Consider the following 16735-nt stretch of genomic DNA (forward strand, 5'->3'; position numbering starts at 1 on the left):
TTTTTCGCTCGGTTAATCCTTCAAGCACTACGAATGCAGATTGATCCGCCCCCCGGGAACTCCATGCCGCGCGCCACCCTTACCCGCCAGCGCTTCGCCTTGCATCCGCTGGTGCTGGCGCTGGCGGTTGTCCTGCCGGGCCTGGACGTGTCGCGCAGTCAAGCCGCCCCTCTGGTCGAGAGCGAACAACCCGGCAACCAGACACACCATTACGCAATCGCCGGCGGATCGCTGGTGAGCGTTCTCAACCGCTTTGCCGAACAGGCCGGGATTTTTCTCGCCGGACACAATGAACTCGCTGCGGGCAAACGCAGCCCAGGCCTCAACGGTGTCTACAGCCAGCAGCAAGCTGTGCAACAACTGCTGCAAGGCAGCGGCCTGCAAGCGCAACGCCTGGGGAACGGCGGTTATGTGTTGCACGCCGCCCCTATGGCACCCGAAGCGCTGGAACTGGGGGCGACCAACATTTCGGGGCAGGCACCCGGGACCATCAGCGAAGACTCCCACTCCTACACCGTCGGCTCGACGTCTTCAGCCACCGGCCTGCCGCTGTCCCTGCGCGAGACGCCGCAATCGGTCACGATCATCAGCCGCCAACTCATGGACGACCAGGGCGCCACCAGCATCGTCGACGCCCTGCGCCGCGCGCCCGGTATCAGCGTGCAAAACTACGACAGCGAGCGCTGGGAGTTTTCCAGCCGTGGCCTGCCAATCACCAACTTCCAGTACGACGGCGTCAATACCGACTACGACGGTGTCTACGACTACGGCACCACGAGCACCGACATGGCCCCCTATGACCGCGTCGAAATCATCAAGGGCGCGACCGGCCTGATGACCGGGGCGGGTGATCCGTCAGCAAGCGTCAATCTGATTCGCAAGCGCCCGACCCCGGCATTCAAAGCCTCGGTCAGCGGCACCGTCGGCTCCTGGGACACCTATCGCAGCGAAGGCGACATTTCCGGCCCGCTGAGCGCCAGCGCCAATGTCCGCGGGCGCCTGGTCGGGGTCTATCAGGACCGCAGCGCCTCCGTCGATCACTACCGCAACTCCAGGGACATCGCCTACGGCATTGTCGAGGCCGACTTGACCCCGGACACCCTCGTCACCCTCGGTATCGACCAGCAAGACACCCGCTCCCGAGGCGCCAGCTGGACCGGTTTCCCGATGTACTACAGCGACGGCTCGCGCACCGATTTCTCCCGTTCCTTCAACCCGGCCACCGACTGGAGCCGTCGCGATTTCACCAACCAGACGCTGTTCGCCAACGTGCAGCAACAACTGGCCAACGACTGGGCACTCAAGGTCAGTTACGACCGCAAGCACCGCCAGCACGATACCTTCCTCGCCTCCGCCAGTGGCGGCAACCCGGACCCGGTCAGCGGTGACGGCATGTTCATGTACATGGGCAAGTTCAAGGGCGACCAGGTGCAGGACAACGTCGACGTCAACCTGAGCGGACCGTTCACCCTGGCAGGTCGCGAGCACGACCTGATCGTCGGGTTCATGTCGATGAACACCCGCCAGGACATCCCGGTGTACGGCTCGGTGTATCCGCCGGTGGACGGCAGCATCTTCGACTGGCGCGGCGAGTTTGCCAAACCCGAGATCCCGCGGGTGGGCACCGACGACATCGTCCAGCGCCAGACCGGTGCCTACCTGGCCGCCCGGCTCAAACCCCTCGACGACCTGGCGCTGATCCTCGGCGCACGTGTCAGCAACTTCAGCGCACACGACGACCTGGACTACAGTGACCCGCACAGCGCCGACCTGCGCGACAGCTATCGCCAGAGCAGTGTCGTCACGCCTTACGCCGGGCTTGTCTATGATCTCGACGACACCTGGTCGGTGTACACCAGCTACACCAGCATCTATCAGCCGCAAATGAGCAAGGATGCCAACCGGCAACTGCTCGATCCGGTACAGGGCAAAAGTCTTGAAGCGGGCATCAAGGCCGAATACTTTGGCGGGCGCCTGAACGCCAGCTTCGCCCTGTACCGCATCGAACAGGACAACATCGCCGAACATGTCAGAGGCATCGATACCGAGTCGGTGTACCGCGCTGTCCAGGGCGCCACCACCCAAGGCTTCGAGTTCGAACTGGCCGGCGAGTTGCGTGACGGCTGGAACCTGTCGGCCGGCTACACCTACAACCACACCCGCGATGCCCAGGGTGATTACGTCTACGGTTCGGTGCTGCAAACTACGGCACCGGAACAGCTGGTGCGGGTCTTCAGCACCTACCGCCTGCCAGGCTCGTGGGACGGGCTCACCATCGGCGCCGGCCTGAACTGGCAAAGCGAATTCTTCGGCAAGGTGTTCCGTCCCGACCCCGCCGATACGGTGAACTTCGGTCAGTACACGACGATCACCCAACCCGGCTACGCCCTGGTGGACGCGATGGCGCGCTATCACTTCAACGAGCACCTGAGCACTACGCTGAACGTGAAGAACCTGTTCGACAAAACCTACTACACCGGGCTGGGCAACTTCGGCACCGGGTTTTATGGCGAACCGCGCACCGTGCAACTGACCACCCGGTGGGCGTTCTGATCGCACCCTGAAACGGCTGTTTGGCGATCTACGGTACTGCCGCCCCCACTCAGGCTGGCTACGCTGTATTCCTGCATGCATAACCTGCCGAGGAGTGCCCGCCATGCAACGCGTACAAAAACTCACGCCCTGCCTGTGGTTCGACGATCAGGCCGAAGCAGCGGCGAAGTTCTATTGCTCGATCTTCGACCACTCGAAAATCACCGCCGTCACCCATTACGGCCACGCCGGTTTCGAGTTCCACGGCCGGCCCGAAGGCTCGGTCATGACCGTCAGCTTCGAGCTCGACGGCCAGAGTTTCACCGGCCTCAACGGCGGCCCCTTGTTCACGTTCACTGAGGCGGTTTCGTTTCAGGTCAATTGCCTGAACCAGGAAGAAGTCGACCATTACTGGGGCAACCTGTCGGCCAGCGGAGCACCCGAGGCCCAGCAATGTGGCTGGCTGAAAGACAAGTTCGGGCTGTCGTGGCAGATCGTCCCCGTCGCGATGATGGACATGCTCAAAGACCCCGACACGAAAAAATCCCAACGGGCCATGCAGGCGATGATGCAAATGAAAAAACTCGATATCGCCACACTGCAACGAGCCTTTGACGGCGAGAGCTAATACACTCCGGCACTGACCTGCCGAGGAGAAAGCATGAAGCACGCCGATGCCAAGAACGCCGACAAGGCCCCGCGCTTCTGGCGCGATGACGCCCTGCCCTTCATCGAAGCCCGCGCCATCGCCGACGGGCGCGAGGTCTGCTACACCCGACACGCCCACGAACACTTTTCCATCGGAGCGATCACCGCCGGGCGCAGCACCTATCTCCATGAGCAGTCAGCCTTCGAGGTCAGCGCCGGCACGGTGGTGCTGATGAACCCCGGCGACGTCCACGCCTGCAACCCGATCGAAGACCAACCCTGGTCGTACCTGATGCTGTACGTCGATACGCCGTGGCTGACGGATTTGCAGCGCCAGCTCGGGTTCAGCGATGACGCGGCGTTTCGCCGTTTTTCAGCGACCCATACGCGCGATGCCAACCTGTTTGCCGGCCTCGTCGACTTGTATGAAGTGCTGGTCGACCCGCAGCAGGATGTCCTGCGCAAGCACAGCGTGGCCGTGGAGTTTTTCACTGACGTTCAGCTACGACTCAACCCGGTCGATCAACCGCTGCGCGAACCCAATTTCAAGCTCGAGCGTGCCGCCGATTACATCCGCGACCACTGCACGCAAACCCTCAGGCTCGAAGACATTTGCGAGGCCGCGCAACTGTCGCCGTCCTATCTGATCCGCGCCTTCAAACAGCATTACGGCATGACGCCCCACGCGTTCCTGGTGAACCGGCGCATCCAGTTCGCCCAGGATCAACTGCGCAGCGGCAAGCTGATCGCGGACGTGGCACTGCAAGCGGGGTTTGCCGATCAGGCGCATTTTCAACGGGCGTTCAAACAGCATCTGGCGGCGACACCGGGGCAGTATCGGGGGTGAGGCAGCACAATACCTCTTGGCAAAGATGCTCTTGAACCTGACTCTCCCCTGTGGCGAGGGGGCTTGCCCCCGTTGGGCCGCGAAGCGGCCCTCGGCGCTCTTTCAGACATACTCTGCATGCAGGATTTACGACGGCTACGCCGCCGAACGGGGGCGAGCCCCCTCGCCACAAAGTACTTTCTTGCCACAAAACCTGTGTTGGTTGCAGCTACGGCAACACCAGATACACCGCACTCACCACCAACAACGCCGCCATCACCCGATTGAACAACCGCATCCCCGCCGGGTTTTTCAGGAAACCGCGCAAAAACGTCCCGGCATAAGCCCAGCAACCGACCGACACATAGCAGATCACCAGATAAATCGCGGCAAACTGCCAGACCAGACGCGCCTCGCCATCGGCGACAAACGCGCCCATGCCGGCCACGCAGGCCAGCCAGGCCTTGGGGTTGAGCCATTGCATGATCGCGCCATACAGCATCGACGGGGCCTGCGCCGATTCACTGGCTTGTACCTGCCCATTGTCGGCCGCCAGCTTGAAGGCCATGTACAACAGAAAGGCTACGCCGGCCCATTGCACTCCCTGGGTCAACGCCGGCCACTGTTGCAACAATTCATGCAGGCCCAGCCCCATCAGAACCAACAACAGGACAAACCCCAGCGTGGCCCCGGCCACGTGACGCTGGCTGGCCCGGAAACCAAACCGCGCGCCAGCGCTCAACGCCACAATATTGACCGGCCCCGGGGTGATGGACGCGACCAGCGCAAACGCCGCCATGGACATCATCAGACTCATTGCACACCTTCTTCCATCGAGTTGAACAAGGCCCTCAAGGTAAAGAGCCGAGCGGCTCGCGTATTGAACAAAACTGCCCTGCAGCGCTATGAGTAATAGCCGACGACGTTTTTTACCTTGGTCAGGGCAATGCGCAGCGAGTCCATGTCCACCGAGCCCAACGCCAGGCGTATCGCGTGGGGCACATGGGTTGAAGTCGCAAAGGGTTCGGCCGGCGACACCGACACTTGCTCGCGCATCAGCGCCATGGCGATCTGGTCGGCCCGGGCGTCTTCCGCCAACGGCAACCAGATGAAGTAGGAACTCGGGTGACTGATGGTCCTGAGCCCCGCCAACGTCTCGCGGGCCAAGGCTTGCCTGGCCCGGGCGTCCGCACGTTTTTGCGCTTCCAGCTGGAGGACGGTGCCATCGTCGAGCCAGGCCGTGGCGATGGCGGTCATCACGCCGGGGGTGTTCCAGGTGGTCGCCATGATGGTGCGTTCGAAGGCGGCGATCCATTGCGCCGGTGCGGCGATAAAGCCGACGCGCAAGCCGGTGGCGATATTCTTCGACAGACCGGACACGTACACCGTTCTTTCCGGCGCCAGCTCGGCCAGCGGTGGCGGTACGTTTTCGGCCAGGAACGCGTAGGCGGCGTCCTCGATGATCGTCAGGTCGTGCTGGCGCGCTATCGCCACCAGTTGCTCGCGCTGATCGGCGTCCATCACCCAGCCCAGCGGGTTATGCAGGGTCGGCATCGAATAAACGGCGCGCACCGATCGGCTGCGGCAGAGTCTTGCCAGGGCCGGCAGATCAGGCCCGGTATCCGTGACCGGAATGGGCAAGACTTCCAGATGCAGGGTTTCGGCCAGCGTCTTGAAACCGGGATAGGTCAGCGCATCAGCGGCGATGACATCGCCGGGTTTGAGCAGCGTCATCAGCGTCACCGCCAGGCCATGCTGGGCACCACTGACGATCAACACCTGCTCGGCCGGCACGTTCAGCCCGCGCTCGGCCAGATGACGGGCGACCGAGGCCCGCTCATGCAAGCGCCCGGCGTGGGGCTGGTAACGCAGGAGCGCCTCCAGGTCACCGGACAACGCCAGTTGACGCAAGGCATGGCGCAGCAGATCGGCCTGACCGGGCAATGACGGGTAGTTGAAATTGAGGTCAATCATCCCCGCCGCCACCACGTGCTGCGAAATGCCCTGCCCCGGCGGCAGCGAGGTCTCCCTGACAAAGGTCCCGCGACCGGTTTCGCCACTGACCAGGCCCATGCCCTCCAGCTCGGCATAGACCCGGCTGGCGGTGACCAGCGCCAGACCGTGCTCGGTTGCCAGTTGCCGGTGCGTCGGCAGGCGCGTGCCCGGAGGCAAACACCCGGAACGGATGTCGGCGGCAAAGGCATCCACCAGCGTTTTATAACGGGATCGAGGCATGTCGAGATGTATCCATGACAATTTTTTGATTGTATCGATACTCGCTCATACGATGGGTTTCGTGCAATCAGACAATGAGCGTGAGCCAAATGGAACGGACTTCGAACCTGCAACACCGGACGCTGGAAAACACCACCAGCGGCTGGATCAACGGACTGATCGGCGTGGTGATCTTCAGCGGCTCACTGCCGGCGACCAGGGTGGCGGTGCTGGAATTCGATCCGGTGTTCCTGACGGTCGCGCGGGCGACCATCGCGGCGATCCTGGCGCTGTGCCTGCTGGGGTTATTCAAGGAAAAACGCCCGGCGCGCCAGCAACTGGTCCCGCTGATCATAGTCGCCCTTGGCGTGGTCATCGGCTTCCCCCTGCTGACAGCCCTGGCGCTGCAATACGTGACGTCCGCGCACTCCATCGTCTTTGTCGGCCTGTTGCCCCTGGCGACGGCGGTGTTTGGCGTGCTGCGCGGCGGCGAGCGACCACGGGCGGCGTTCTGGATTTTCTCGGTGCTGGGCAGCCTGTTGGTGGTCGGCTTTGCCCTGTCCCAGGGGCTGAGCGCCTCCCCGCAGGGCGACATCCTGATGCTGCTGGCGATCCTTGCCTGTGGCCTGGGTTATGCCGAAGGCGCGAAGCTGTCGCGCACCCTCGGTGGCTGGCAGGTGATTTCCTGGGCGCTGGTGCTGTCGCTGCCGGTCGTGGCGCTGCTCAGCTGGATGCGCATGCCGGCTTCGTTCAGCGGCATCAGCACGCCAGCCTGGTTCAGCCTGGCGTACGTCTCGCTGTTCAGCATGCTGATCGGTTTCGTGTTCTGGTATCGCGGCCTGGCCCAAGGGGGCATCGCCGCCGTTGGACAATTGCAGTTGCTGCAGCCGTTTTTCGGGCTGACCCTGGCGGCGACCCTGCTGCATGAACAGGTCAGCCTCGGCATGCTGGGTGTGACCGTCGCGGTGATCCTGTGCGTCGCCGGGGCAAAAAAGTTCGCCAAATGAACCCTGATACGGTGGTTTACGCCCATCACTGTATGGGTCTGACCACCGCCGGGCTGTGATAAAAATAGCGCTCTTGCTTCAGGAGCCGACCATGGACCTCGCCACCCTCACCCTGTTTCTGCCGGCCTGCTTCGCCCTCAACATGGCACCCGGGCCCAACAACCTGCTGTCGGTCAGCAATTCGACCCGCTATGGCTACCGCACCGCGTGCGTGGCCGGCATCGGCCGGTTGCTGGCGTTCGCCGGGATGATCGCCCTGGCCTCGGCGGGGTTGGCGGTGGTGCTGCAAACCTCCGAGCTGTTGTTCTACGCCATCAAGATCCTGGGTGCGGCGTATCTGTTCTACCTCGCCTGGCAATTGTGGCGCGCCGATCCTGGTGTCGAGAGTGTCGCCACCAGCGCGCCAGCGGGCACCTTGGCACTGGCGCGGCAGGAGTTCCTGGTGGCGGCCGGCAACCCCAAGGCGATCCTGATCTTCACCGCGTTCCTGCCGCAATTCGTCGACTCGACCCAGGCCATTGCGCCGCAGTTCATGGTGTTGGGCGCGCTGTTCCTGGTGCTGGAATGGATCGCCATCGGCGCCTACGCCTACATGGGCCTGCACATGCGCCGCTGGTTCGCCAGGCCGTCCGGCAAGCGCCTGTTCAACCGCTGCTGCGCCGGGTTGCTGTCGGCGGCGGCTTCGGTACTCCTGATGGCGCGCCGCGCCTGAAGGATTTGCACTTGCTTAATGTGGGAGCGGCGGTGCGGCGATCCGACTTGCTCGCGAAGGCGTCGTGTCATTCGACATTGAGGTGACTGACACTACGCCTTCGCGAGCAAGCCCGCTCCCACAGAGTGAGATCAATTTCCAGTCCGGAATTCGCTGTCGATTTTCCGGTGGAGGTCCCCCATGACGCCCTCTATGCTGCGCCCATGAACCTACAAAAAACGCTGCTCCCGCCCCGCGCCGAGATGGTTCGCGCCATGCTCGAACGAGACACCTCCTACGAGGGCGTGTTCTTCACGGCGGTCAAGACCACCGGGATCTTCTGCCGCCCCGGCTGCACCGCTCGCAGCCCGAAGCCTGAGAATGTCGAGTTCTTTGCCAACGCGCAGCAATGCCTGGCGGCGGGCTACCGCGCCTGCCTGCGCTGCAAACCGCTGGACACCGCTGCCAGCGCGCCGGACTGGGTGCAGAGCCTGTTCAAATCAGTAGATGCCGACCCGGAGCAGCGCTGGACCGACGCCCAGCTACTGGCCGCAGGCATCGAGCCGCTGAAACTGCGCCGCTGGTTCAAGCAGCATTTCGGCATGACCTTCCACGCGTGGCTACGTGCCCGGCGCCTGGGCATGGCGTTGGGCGGGATCAAACAAGGCGACTCCATCGACGACGTCGCCTTCGATTCCGGCTACGAGTCCCTGAGCGGTTTTCGCGATGCCTTTCAAAAGTCGTTTCACATCACCCCGGGCCGCGCGGCCAGCAGCGAGCCGCTGCTGTTCACCCGCCTGACCACGCCGCTGGGGCCGATGATCGCCATGGCCGAACGGCGCGGGCTGGTGCTGCTGGAGTTTCTCGATCAGGCCTCACTGACCCCGTCGATCGAAGCGCTGCAAAACCGTTTCGGTTATGCCGTGGCCCCGGGGCACAACACCCATTTGCAGCAGATCGAAGCGCAATTGTCGGCGTACTTCGCCGGGACGCTGACTGAGTTCAGCGTTGCCCTGCACATGCCCGGCAGCGAGTTCTCCCGCCGCGTCTGGGCGGAGCTGGCGAAGATCCCCTACGGCCAGACCACCACCTACGGCACCATTGCGGCGACCTTGGGCAAGCCCGGTGCCAGTCGGGCGGTAGGCCTGGCCAACGGGCATAACCGCTTATCGATTGTCGTGCCGTGCCACCGCGTGATCGGCGCCGACGGCTCGCTGACCGGCTACGCTGGAGGCCAGCCGCGCAAGGCGTTTCTGCTCAGGCTGGAAAACGCTGCGGTGCAGCTCACGGAGCAGTTGACGCTCTGATCCCCCCTCAGGCTTTTCATAAGGAAGGACACTCGATGGACAGACTCGACAATCAACTGCACCAACTGCATCACGAGGGGTTGCTGATCCTCACCAATGTCGCCGATGCCGCCGGGGCGCGACTGGTGGAGCAACTGGGCAACAAGGCGGTGGCCACCAGCAGCGCCGCGGTGGCCTGGGTGCATGGCTATCCGGACGGCAACACCCTGCCCCTTGAGCGCCTGGTCTCGACCGTCGAGTCGATTGCCCGGGTCATTTCGGTGCCGCTGACCGTGGACATCGAAGCCGGTTACTCCGACGACCTGGAGCGGGTGGCACAGGTGGTTGACGCGGTGATCGCCGCCGGCGCGGTCGGGATCAATATCGAGGACGGTTCCTCGCCACCGGAGTTGCTGATCCGCAAGATTGAAACCGCGCGCCAGGTGGCCGATCGACGTAACGTGAACCTGTTCATCAATGCGCGCACCGATGTCTACCTGCGCGGCCTGGTGCCTGCCGAAGACCGCGTCGCCGAGACCCTCAGGCGCGCCGCGCTGTATCAGGCGGCCGGTGCCAATGGCCTGTTTGCGGCGGGCGTTACCGCCGAGTACGAGATCAAGGCGCTGTGCCACGGCACCTCGTTGCCATTGAATGTGCTGGGGTTCCCGGGCCTGCCGTCGCCCGAAGTGCTTGAGACGCTCGGCGTACGCCGTCTGAGCGCCGGTTCCGGCATCGCCGAATTCCTCTACGGTGCCATGGCCGGCATTGCCCAAAGCTTTCTGCAAACCGGCAAGTTCGACAGCCACAACCTGAAGGCTTTAACCTATGGCGAAATCAACGCCCTGTTGAAACCGTCCGGGAAAGCCTGAGCCCATGGCCGACGGCTATCGGGCTGCCAGTGAGTTCCTGGCCGCCATCGATGACGACTGGCGTCGCCACATCGACGCCATCGGCCCCTGCCTGCACCAGCCGCATGCGGCGCGTGATCCGTATGAATCGCTGGTGCGGGCGATTGCCTATCAGCAACTGCACGCCAAGGCCGGCGATGCGATTGTCGGGCGGCTGCTGGCGCTGTTCGGTTCGGGCTCCTTTCCCCGGCCTGAGCAGATCGTCGCCACGGATTTCGACCGATTGCGCAGTTGCGGCTTTTCCGCGAGCAAGATCGCGACCATCCAGGGTATCGCCCAGGCATCGCTGGACGACGTGGTGCCGGATTACGCCACGGCGCTGGCCATGGACGATGAAGCGCTGATCGAGCGGTTGATCACGTTGCGCGGCGTCGGGCGCTGGACCGTGGAGATGCTGCTGATCTACAGCCTGGAGCGCCCGGACATCCTGCCGGCCGACGACTTTGGCGTGCGTGAGGGTTATCGCCGGCTCAAGGGCCTGGAGGTACAGCCGACGCGCAAGCAGATGATCGAGATCGGCTCGGCGTGGAGCCCTTACCGGACGGTGGCGGCCTGGTATTTGTGGCGGGTTCGAAACAAGTAAACCGCGTTATCGTTCTTCGCGGGCTTGCTCGCGAAGACGTCAGTCCAGTCAACACACCATCAAGGTCCAATCACAACCCCGACTTCAACCGGCTGAACGCCCGGATCAACGCCCGGTTGAATGCCTTGCCATTGTCATTCTTGCTGTACAGCAAAGCCTTGACCGCGGCCGGTGGATACGTCCCCGGATCATTGCGGATCGCCGGGTCGATCAAGCCATCGGCCGCCGTGATCGCATTGGCGTAATGGATGGTGTCGGTGATCGGCGCGATCACTTGCGGGGTCATCAGGTAGTCCATCAAGGCAAGAGCGGCCTTCGGATGCGGCGCATCCCTGGGAATGACCATGGCATCAAACCAGATCAACGTGCCCTCCTTCGGAATCCGGTACTTGAGCGAATAGGGTTTGCCCGCTGCCTCGGCCTGGCCCGCCGCGATGCCCACGTTGCCGTTCCACGACATCGCCACGCAGGTGTTGCCGTTGGCCAGGTCGCTGATGTTCAGGTCGTTGTCGAAGTAGCGAATGTACGGCCGAATCTTCGCCAGTTGCTGCTCGGCGAGTTTCAGGTCGTCGAGGTTCTGGCGATTGATGTCCAGCCCCATGTACTTCATGACCGCCGCAAACACTTCATTGGGATCGTTGAGCAGGCTGACCCCGCAATCGGCGAATTTCGAGACCACGGCCGGGTCGAACAGCATCGCCCAACTGTCGGTCGGCGCGTCGGCCAGGCGCTGTTTCACGGCCTGTTCCTGATAACCCACGCCCGTGGTGCCCCAGGCGTAGATCCCGGCATAGCGGTTGCCTGGATCGAACACCGCCATGTGCTGGCGGAACTCCTCGCCGACGCCGGCGAAATGCGGCAGTTGCTGCTTGTCGACCGTCTGCACAGCGCCACTCTCGATGGCGCGCGACAGGTGCTGCCCCGCCGTCAATACCAGGTCATAGCCACTGTGGCCGGTGAGCAGCTTGGTCTCGACGGTTTCCAGGGAGTCGAAGTGGTCGACCACCACATGAATGCCGGTTTTTTCCTCGAAGTTTTTCAGGGTATCCGGGGCCAGGTACTCGCCCCAGATATACAGGTTGACCACCGGCTTGGCGGTGTCGGCGGCCTGCACACACAGGGGTGCAAGCACCAGCAGTATTGCTTGAGTCAGTTTGTGCAGGCCCATGGTCAGACTCCCTTTTTGTTGCAAGCAGTGCCGGCGTACTGCGGCATGGTGATGCACGCGACGTTGCCGCCGCCGAGGAGGATTTCCCGGGAGTTTTCGATGCCGACGATGCTGTGTTTCGGGAACAGCTCGGCCAGGGTCGCCAGCGCCACCTTGTCGTTGCGATCACCAAAGAGCGGTACCACGATGGCGCTGTTGCCGGCGTAGTAGTTGATGTACGACGCGCAGATCTTCGTCCCGGCCTGGCGGGTATGGGTGCTGTCCTGCTGGTCCAGCCCTTCGGCTTCTTCGGCCGTCCATTGCAGCACATCCGGCTGCGGCAGCTTGTGCACGACCAGCTCGCGGCCGCGACTGTCGCGGGTGCTGCGCAGGATGTCATAGGCTTCCTGATAGATTTCCCACTGCGGGTCGTCGCGGTTGTCAGTCCATTGCAGCACCACTTCACCGGGGCGCACGAAGCAGGCGAGGTCGTCGACGTGGCCATCGGTTTCGTCGAACTTGCAGCCCCGCGGCAGCCAGATCACCTGCTCGGCGCCGAGGTAGTCGGTCAGGCGGCGGGTGACTTCGTCCTTGCCCAGATGCTGGTTGCGGTTACGGTTGAGCAAGCATTGCTCGGTGGTGAGGATGCTGCCCTGGCCGTCGCTCTGGATGCCGCCCAGTTCGGCAATCAAGGGGGCGCGATAGCGGTCGAAGCGTTCGATTTCGAGGATCTTGCTCGCGATCTGGTCGTCCTTGTCCCACGGGTAGTACAGGCCGCCGTCGAGTCCGCCGTAGGCATTGAATTCAAAGTCGACGCCGCGCACTTCGCCGCTCTGGTCATTGACCACAAAGCACGGGCCGCTGTCGCGGAACCAGGTGTCGTTGCAGGTCATTTCCACCACACGCACCTGCGGCGGCAACTGGCGGCGCGCGGTGGCGAACTGTGCCGCCGAGGCGCACACGGTGACCGGCTCGCTCATGGAAATGGCGGTGACGATCTGCACCCAGACTTTCTGCGCAGGCTTGGCACCGTTGCGCCAGACGTCGGTGCGCTCCGGCCAGCCGAGCCAGCAACCGGACTTGGCTTCGAATTCGCCAGGCAGACGGAAACCGTCCTGTTTGGGAGTGGTGTCGAGCAAACGGGCCATGGTCAAACCTCTTCAGCAGGGATTGGAATGACCACAGGCTAAGGGCGTTGGCGACTGGCCCGCCAACGATGATTATTTCGGAATACTTGAATTCAACTCATCAATCGAGCAACTGATCGTTGAACCATTCCAGCATCTGCGCCACGGCCGGACGCTCCAGCCGCACCCGTTCGCACACCAGCGCGTATTGGCCCAAGGCAGTCATGCTCGACGTGAACGGCCGTACCAGGCGCCCGCTGAGCAAATCTTCCTGGGCCGTCAGGTTGTCGCCCATGGCCACGCCCTGCCCTTGCGCCGCCGCCTCCAGCGCAAGCCCGGCATGGGCAAAATACAACTGGCGGTCGGGGCGCTGGTCGCCGGCATGGCTGGTGAGCCACGCGGTCCAGGTCTTGCCGTCCTGGTCGTCGTGCAGCAGGCAGTGACGGGCCAGGTCCTTCGGGGTTTTCAGCGAGCCCAGGTTGAACAGGCTGGGGCTGCACACCGGGAAGAACTGCAACGCCGGCAGCGGTCGGACGAAATACGCGCTGCTGTCCACCGGGCCGGTGCCGTAGGTGATCGCCAGGTCGATGTCTTCCCCCGGCGCCGTGGCGTCGATCGGTTGTTCGTACAGATGCAGGGTGATGTGCGGATAGCGCGCATAGAAATCCGTCAGACGGCTCATCAGCCACTTTTGCGCCAGCTCGGCGGTCACCGCCAGACGCAACACCGCAAGCGATGAAGGATCGCGCAGTTCATCGCAGGCATCGCCAATCAGTTCGAAAGCCTGCTGCAAACTCTGCATCAGGCGCCCGGCGGCCAGGGTCGGGCGAATCTGCCGGCCTTCGCGCACGAACAGCGGCACACCGAGCTGCTCCTCGAGCTGACGAATCTGGTGGCTGACCGCGCTGTCGGTGACACACAACTCGGCCGCCGCCCGGCCGAAATGGGCATGGCGGGCGGCGCATTCGAAGGTTCGCAGGGCTGCCAGGGAAGGTAGTCGTCGCATCAGGTCGTGTCCCGGTTTCGAGGCGGACATGCTGACTTGGCCTTTGCCGGGCGTCCAGTGGGACCGCGTTATCGTTCTTCGCGAGCAAGCTCGCTCCCACAGGTGCCGCGTCGAATACCGATTCTTCGCTCAACACAGATCCACTGTGGGAGCGAGCCTGCTCGCGATGGGGCCAGCATATTCACCATAAAGCAACCGCGCTATCACGCGGGCGGATCCACGATGACGGTCCATTACCCTGAAGAATCCATCACCCAGCGGCATCAACGTTTCAGCCTGGCTCACTGAGAATAATTATCAGTTTTTTTTCAGGCGGCAGTTCCCCTTTGCATGTTTCGTTCGGTTAACCCCTCAGAAGCACTTCAACTACCGATCGATTCGATGCAAAGGGATCCCCATGTCGCACCCGCTTGTCGCCCGTTTCCGTTTTGCCCTGTGCCCTCTGGCGCTGGCCCTGCCCGCCGCCCTGTTGAGCCTCGCCGCCCACGCCGCTGAAACCGATGCCGAGAAAAAACCGGCTAAGGACGACGGTGTACTGCAACTGGGCGCAACGACCATTTCCGCCCAGGCGCTGGGCGCCACCACCGAAGGCACCCACTCCTACACCACCGGTTCAACGTCTTCGGCCACCGGCCTGCCCCTGTCGATCCGCGAAACGCCGCAATCGGTGACCGTCATCACCCGCCAGCAAATGGACGACCGCGGCGTGCAGACCATCGGCGACGCGCTCCGCAACCCCCCCGGGATTTCGACGCAGAAGTACGACAGTGACCGCACCGAGTTTTCCGCCCGTGGCTTTGCCATCACCAACTTCCAGTACGACGGCATCAACATCCCCTATGACGGCGTCTACGGTGAAAACCCTAACAACAGCGACGACGCCTCCAGCCTGGACCGCATCGAAATCGTCAAGGGTGCGACCGGCCTGATGACCGGCTCGGGCGACCCGTCCGCCACCGTCAACCTGATCCGCAAGAAGCCGACCAAGGAATTCAAGGCGTCGATCAGCGGCACCGTCGGATCGTGGGATGCCTATCGCAGCGTCGGCGACATTTCCGGTTCGCTGAACGATTCCGGCAGCGTGCGTGGCCGTTTTGTCGGCGCTTATTCCGACAAGAACTCCTACCAGGATCACTACAGCCAGAAGAAGGACTTGTTCTACGGCGTCCTCGAAGCCGACCTGACTCCCGACACCCTGCTGACCTTCGGCATCGACAAGTCCAGCACCACCCCGCGAGGTTCGTCCTGGACCGGCAACCCGGTGTACTTCTCGGACGGCGGCCGTACCGACTTCCCGCGTCACTTCAACCCGGGTGCCGACTGGAGTCGTCGCGACTTCGACGACATCACCTACTTCGCCTCCCTGGAACAGGCCCTGGCCAACGACTGGAAGTTCAAGGCCACGTTCGACCAGAAAACCACCGATCACGACACTCGCCTGGCCTCGGCCAGTGGTGGCAACCCGGACCGTGCCACCGGTGAAGGCATGTTTCTGTACTGGGGTCGCTGGGAAGGTCATCGCGTGCAAAACACCGCTGACGTGAACGTCACCGGCCCCTTCTCCCTGGGAGGCCGCGAGCATGAACTGGTGGCCGGCTTCATGGCCTCCCACTCGCGCCAGACCGGCGCGACCTTCGACACCAGTGCCTTCGCCATGGTCCCGGGGAGCATCTACGACTGGAACGGCGATCTGCCGGAACAGGACTTCCCGAAAAACGGCAAGTACGAACGCACCCAAAGCCAGAGCGGTCTGTACCTGGCCACGCGTCTGCACGCGACCGATGACCTGTCGATCATCCTCGGCAGCCGCTTGAGCACCTTCAAGTACAACGAAGACTATTCGTACTATCCGGGTGCGGGACTCGATGACACCCATGCCAGCTACAAGGAGCATGGCGTGGTCACGCCTTATGCCGGTGTGGTGTATGACCTGGACGACACCTACTCGGCCTACGCCAGCTACACCAGCATCTACCAGCCACAGACCTACAAGGACATCAACGGTTCGACCCTGGCACCGGTCGAAGGCGACAGCTACGAAGCCGGCCTGAAAGCCGCCTACTTCGACGGGCGACTGAATGCCAGCCTGGCCTTCTTCCGCATCGAGCAAGACAACCTCGCTGAATCGATCGGCACCAACCCGGTGACCAACGAAGGCATCTACAAGGCCATCGACGGCGCGACCACCAAAGGCGTGGAACTGGAATTGGCCGGTGAAGTGGCGCAAGGCTGGAACCTGTCGGCCGGCTACACCTACGCCCGCACCCGTGACGCCGATGAACAGCGCGTCTTCGGCTTCCCGCTGTCCACCAGCAAACCGGAACACGTCGTGCGTACGTTCACCACCTACCGCCTGCCCGGCGCACTGGACAAGGTGACCATCGGCGGCGGCATCAGCTGGCAGAGCGCGTTCTACGGCAAGATCTACAGCCCGACCGTGGGCGACTACACCCGCATCAAGCAAGGCGGATACACCCTCGTCGACCTGATGAGCCGCTACCAGTTCAACGAGAACCTGAGCTTCACCGTCAACGCCAACAACGTCTTCGACAAACGCTACCTGACGGGACTGGGCAACTTCGACACCACGTACTACGGCGAACCACGCAACGTGATGTTGACCACCAAGTGGGATTTCTGAAGCTGAACACCTGAAAAAAACCGGCCAGAAAGGCTAAAGCCAGTCAGTCAAGCGCAATACCTGTGGGAGCGGGCTTGCTCGCGAAAAGCGGTGTGTCAGGCAGCATCAATGTTTACTGT

Annotated in this window: 14 protein-coding genes; 9 read left to right on the forward strand and 5 right to left on the reverse strand. The window is 62.9% G+C overall.

Annotated features, from left to right (window positions below):
* The first annotated feature begins 63 nt into the window (after positions 1-63).
* From KSS91_RS16190 to KSS91_RS16200, 3 genes are all read left to right on the forward strand, one after another.
* A complete protein-coding gene (locus KSS91_RS16190; RefSeq protein WP_217835385.1) occupies positions 64-2553 on the forward strand; it encodes a TonB-dependent siderophore receptor in 2490 nt (829 codons plus the stop codon).
* 103 nt (positions 2554-2656) lie between these two features.
* The gene (locus KSS91_RS16195) at positions 2657-3160 is read left to right on the forward strand and encodes a VOC family protein (protein WP_217835386.1); all 504 of its coding nucleotides are present in this window, start codon (positions 2657-2659) and stop codon (positions 3158-3160) included.
* A gap of 33 nt (positions 3161-3193) precedes the next feature.
* Positions 3194-4027, forward strand: coding sequence for an AraC family transcriptional regulator (locus tag KSS91_RS16200; protein ID WP_217835387.1), 834 nt, complete (start codon positions 3194-3196; stop codon positions 4025-4027).
* 208 nt (positions 4028-4235) lie between these two features.
* Here the strand turns inward: KSS91_RS16200 and KSS91_RS16205 are convergent, their stop codons facing one another.
* Both KSS91_RS16205 and KSS91_RS16210 read right to left on the reverse strand, forming a co-directional pair.
* On the reverse strand, positions 4236-4823 hold the full coding sequence (locus KSS91_RS16205) for a LysE family translocator (protein WP_217835388.1): 588 nt from the start codon (positions 4821-4823) through the stop codon (positions 4236-4238).
* Between the two features lie 86 nt (positions 4824-4909).
* Positions 4910-6241 carry an aminotransferase-like domain-containing protein gene (locus KSS91_RS16210; protein ID WP_217835389.1) on the reverse strand — a complete coding sequence of 444 codons (1332 nt, stop codon included), beginning with the start codon at positions 6239-6241 and terminating at the stop codon, positions 4910-4912.
* Between the two features lie 89 nt (positions 6242-6330).
* Here KSS91_RS16210 and KSS91_RS16215 point away from each other — a divergent pair, with 89 nt between their 5' ends.
* The 5 genes from KSS91_RS16215 (at position 6331) to KSS91_RS16235 (ending at position 10695) form a co-directional block, all read left to right on the forward strand.
* Positions 6331-7227, forward strand: coding sequence for a DMT family transporter (locus KSS91_RS16215; RefSeq protein WP_217835390.1), 897 nt, complete (start codon positions 6331-6333; stop codon positions 7225-7227).
* Between the two features lie 91 nt (positions 7228-7318).
* Entirely contained in the window at positions 7319-7939 is a 621-nt protein-coding gene (locus KSS91_RS16220) for a LysE family translocator (RefSeq protein ID WP_217835391.1), read from the forward strand.
* Positions 7940-8142: 203 nt separating this feature from the next.
* Positions 8143-9225 carry a bifunctional transcriptional activator/DNA repair enzyme AdaA gene (locus KSS91_RS16225; RefSeq protein ID WP_217835392.1) on the forward strand — a complete coding sequence of 361 codons (1083 nt, stop codon included), beginning with the start codon at positions 8143-8145 and terminating at the stop codon, positions 9223-9225.
* A 35-nt stretch (positions 9226-9260) separates the two neighbouring features.
* Positions 9261-10073 carry an isocitrate lyase/PEP mutase family protein gene (locus KSS91_RS16230; protein ID WP_217835393.1) on the forward strand — a complete coding sequence of 271 codons (813 nt, stop codon included), beginning with the start codon at positions 9261-9263 and terminating at the stop codon, positions 10071-10073.
* 4 nt (positions 10074-10077) lie between these two features.
* On the forward strand, positions 10078-10695 hold the full coding sequence (locus tag KSS91_RS16235; RefSeq protein ID WP_217835394.1) for a DNA-3-methyladenine glycosylase family protein: 618 nt from the start codon (positions 10078-10080) through the stop codon (positions 10693-10695).
* A gap of 70 nt (positions 10696-10765) precedes the next feature.
* Here KSS91_RS16235 and KSS91_RS16240 read toward each other — a convergent pair whose 3' ends face one another.
* From KSS91_RS16240 to KSS91_RS16250, 3 genes are all read right to left on the reverse strand, one after another.
* On the reverse strand, positions 10766-11863 hold the full coding sequence (locus tag KSS91_RS16240; protein WP_217835395.1) for an extracellular solute-binding protein: 1098 nt from the start codon (positions 11861-11863) through the stop codon (positions 10766-10768).
* A gap of 2 nt (positions 11864-11865) precedes the next feature.
* Positions 11866-12990: an agmatine deiminase gene (gene aguA, locus KSS91_RS16245; RefSeq protein ID WP_217835396.1), complete on the reverse strand. Its 1125-nt coding sequence runs from the start codon at positions 12988-12990 to the stop codon at positions 11866-11868.
* 100 nt (positions 12991-13090) lie between these two features.
* Entirely contained in the window at positions 13091-13975 is an 885-nt protein-coding gene (locus tag KSS91_RS16250) for a LysR substrate-binding domain-containing protein (protein WP_217835397.1), read from the reverse strand.
* A gap of 397 nt (positions 13976-14372) precedes the next feature.
* Here KSS91_RS16250 and KSS91_RS16255 point away from each other — a divergent pair, with 397 nt between their 5' ends.
* Complete coding sequence (locus tag KSS91_RS16255; protein WP_217835398.1) at positions 14373-16616, forward strand: TonB-dependent siderophore receptor; 2244 nt, start codon at positions 14373-14375, stop codon at positions 16614-16616.
* Positions 16617-16735 lie beyond the last annotated feature (119 nt).

The sequence above is a fragment of the Pseudomonas azerbaijanorientalis genome (genome assembly GCF_019139795.1).
Classification (GTDB): Bacteria; Pseudomonadota; Gammaproteobacteria; order Pseudomonadales; family Pseudomonadaceae; genus Aquipseudomonas; species Aquipseudomonas laurylsulfatiphila.

Excerpts from the sequence above, each read along its gene's own strand:
- KSS91_RS16195 (WP_217835386.1), top strand. The coding sequence starts at position 2,657 with ATGCAACGCGTACAAAAACTCACGCCCTGCCTGTGGTTCGACGATCAG.
- KSS91_RS16210 (WP_217835389.1), bottom strand. The coding sequence starts at position 6,241 with ATGCCTCGATCCCGTTATAAAACGCTGGTGGATGCCTTTGCCGCCGAC.
- KSS91_RS16220 (WP_217835391.1), top strand. The coding sequence starts at position 7,319 with ATGGACCTCGCCACCCTCACCCTGTTTCTGCCGGCCTGCTTCGCCCTC.
- KSS91_RS16190 (WP_217835385.1), top strand. The coding sequence starts at position 64 with ATGCCGCGCGCCACCCTTACCCGCCAGCGCTTCGCCTTGCATCCGCTG.
- KSS91_RS16235 (WP_217835394.1), top strand. The coding sequence starts at position 10,078 with ATGGCCGACGGCTATCGGGCTGCCAGTGAGTTCCTGGCCGCCATCGAT.
- aguA (WP_217835396.1), bottom strand. The coding sequence starts at position 12,990 with ATGGCCCGTTTGCTCGACACCACTCCCAAACAGGACGGTTTCCGTCTG.
- KSS91_RS16225 (WP_217835392.1), top strand. The coding sequence starts at position 8,143 with ATGAACCTACAAAAAACGCTGCTCCCGCCCCGCGCCGAGATGGTTCGC.
- KSS91_RS16255 (WP_217835398.1), top strand. The coding sequence starts at position 14,373 with ATGTCGCACCCGCTTGTCGCCCGTTTCCGTTTTGCCCTGTGCCCTCTG.
- KSS91_RS16240 (WP_217835395.1), bottom strand. The coding sequence starts at position 11,863 with ATGGGCCTGCACAAACTGACTCAAGCAATACTGCTGGTGCTTGCACCC.
- KSS91_RS16230 (WP_217835393.1), top strand. The coding sequence starts at position 9,261 with ATGGACAGACTCGACAATCAACTGCACCAACTGCATCACGAGGGGTTG.
- KSS91_RS16205 (WP_217835388.1), bottom strand. The coding sequence starts at position 4,823 with ATGAGTCTGATGATGTCCATGGCGGCGTTTGCGCTGGTCGCGTCCATC.
- KSS91_RS16215 (WP_217835390.1), top strand. The coding sequence starts at position 6,331 with ATGGAACGGACTTCGAACCTGCAACACCGGACGCTGGAAAACACCACC.
- KSS91_RS16200 (WP_217835387.1), top strand. The coding sequence starts at position 3,194 with ATGAAGCACGCCGATGCCAAGAACGCCGACAAGGCCCCGCGCTTCTGG.
- KSS91_RS16250 (WP_217835397.1), bottom strand. The coding sequence starts at position 13,975 with ATGCGACGACTACCTTCCCTGGCAGCCCTGCGAACCTTCGAATGCGCC.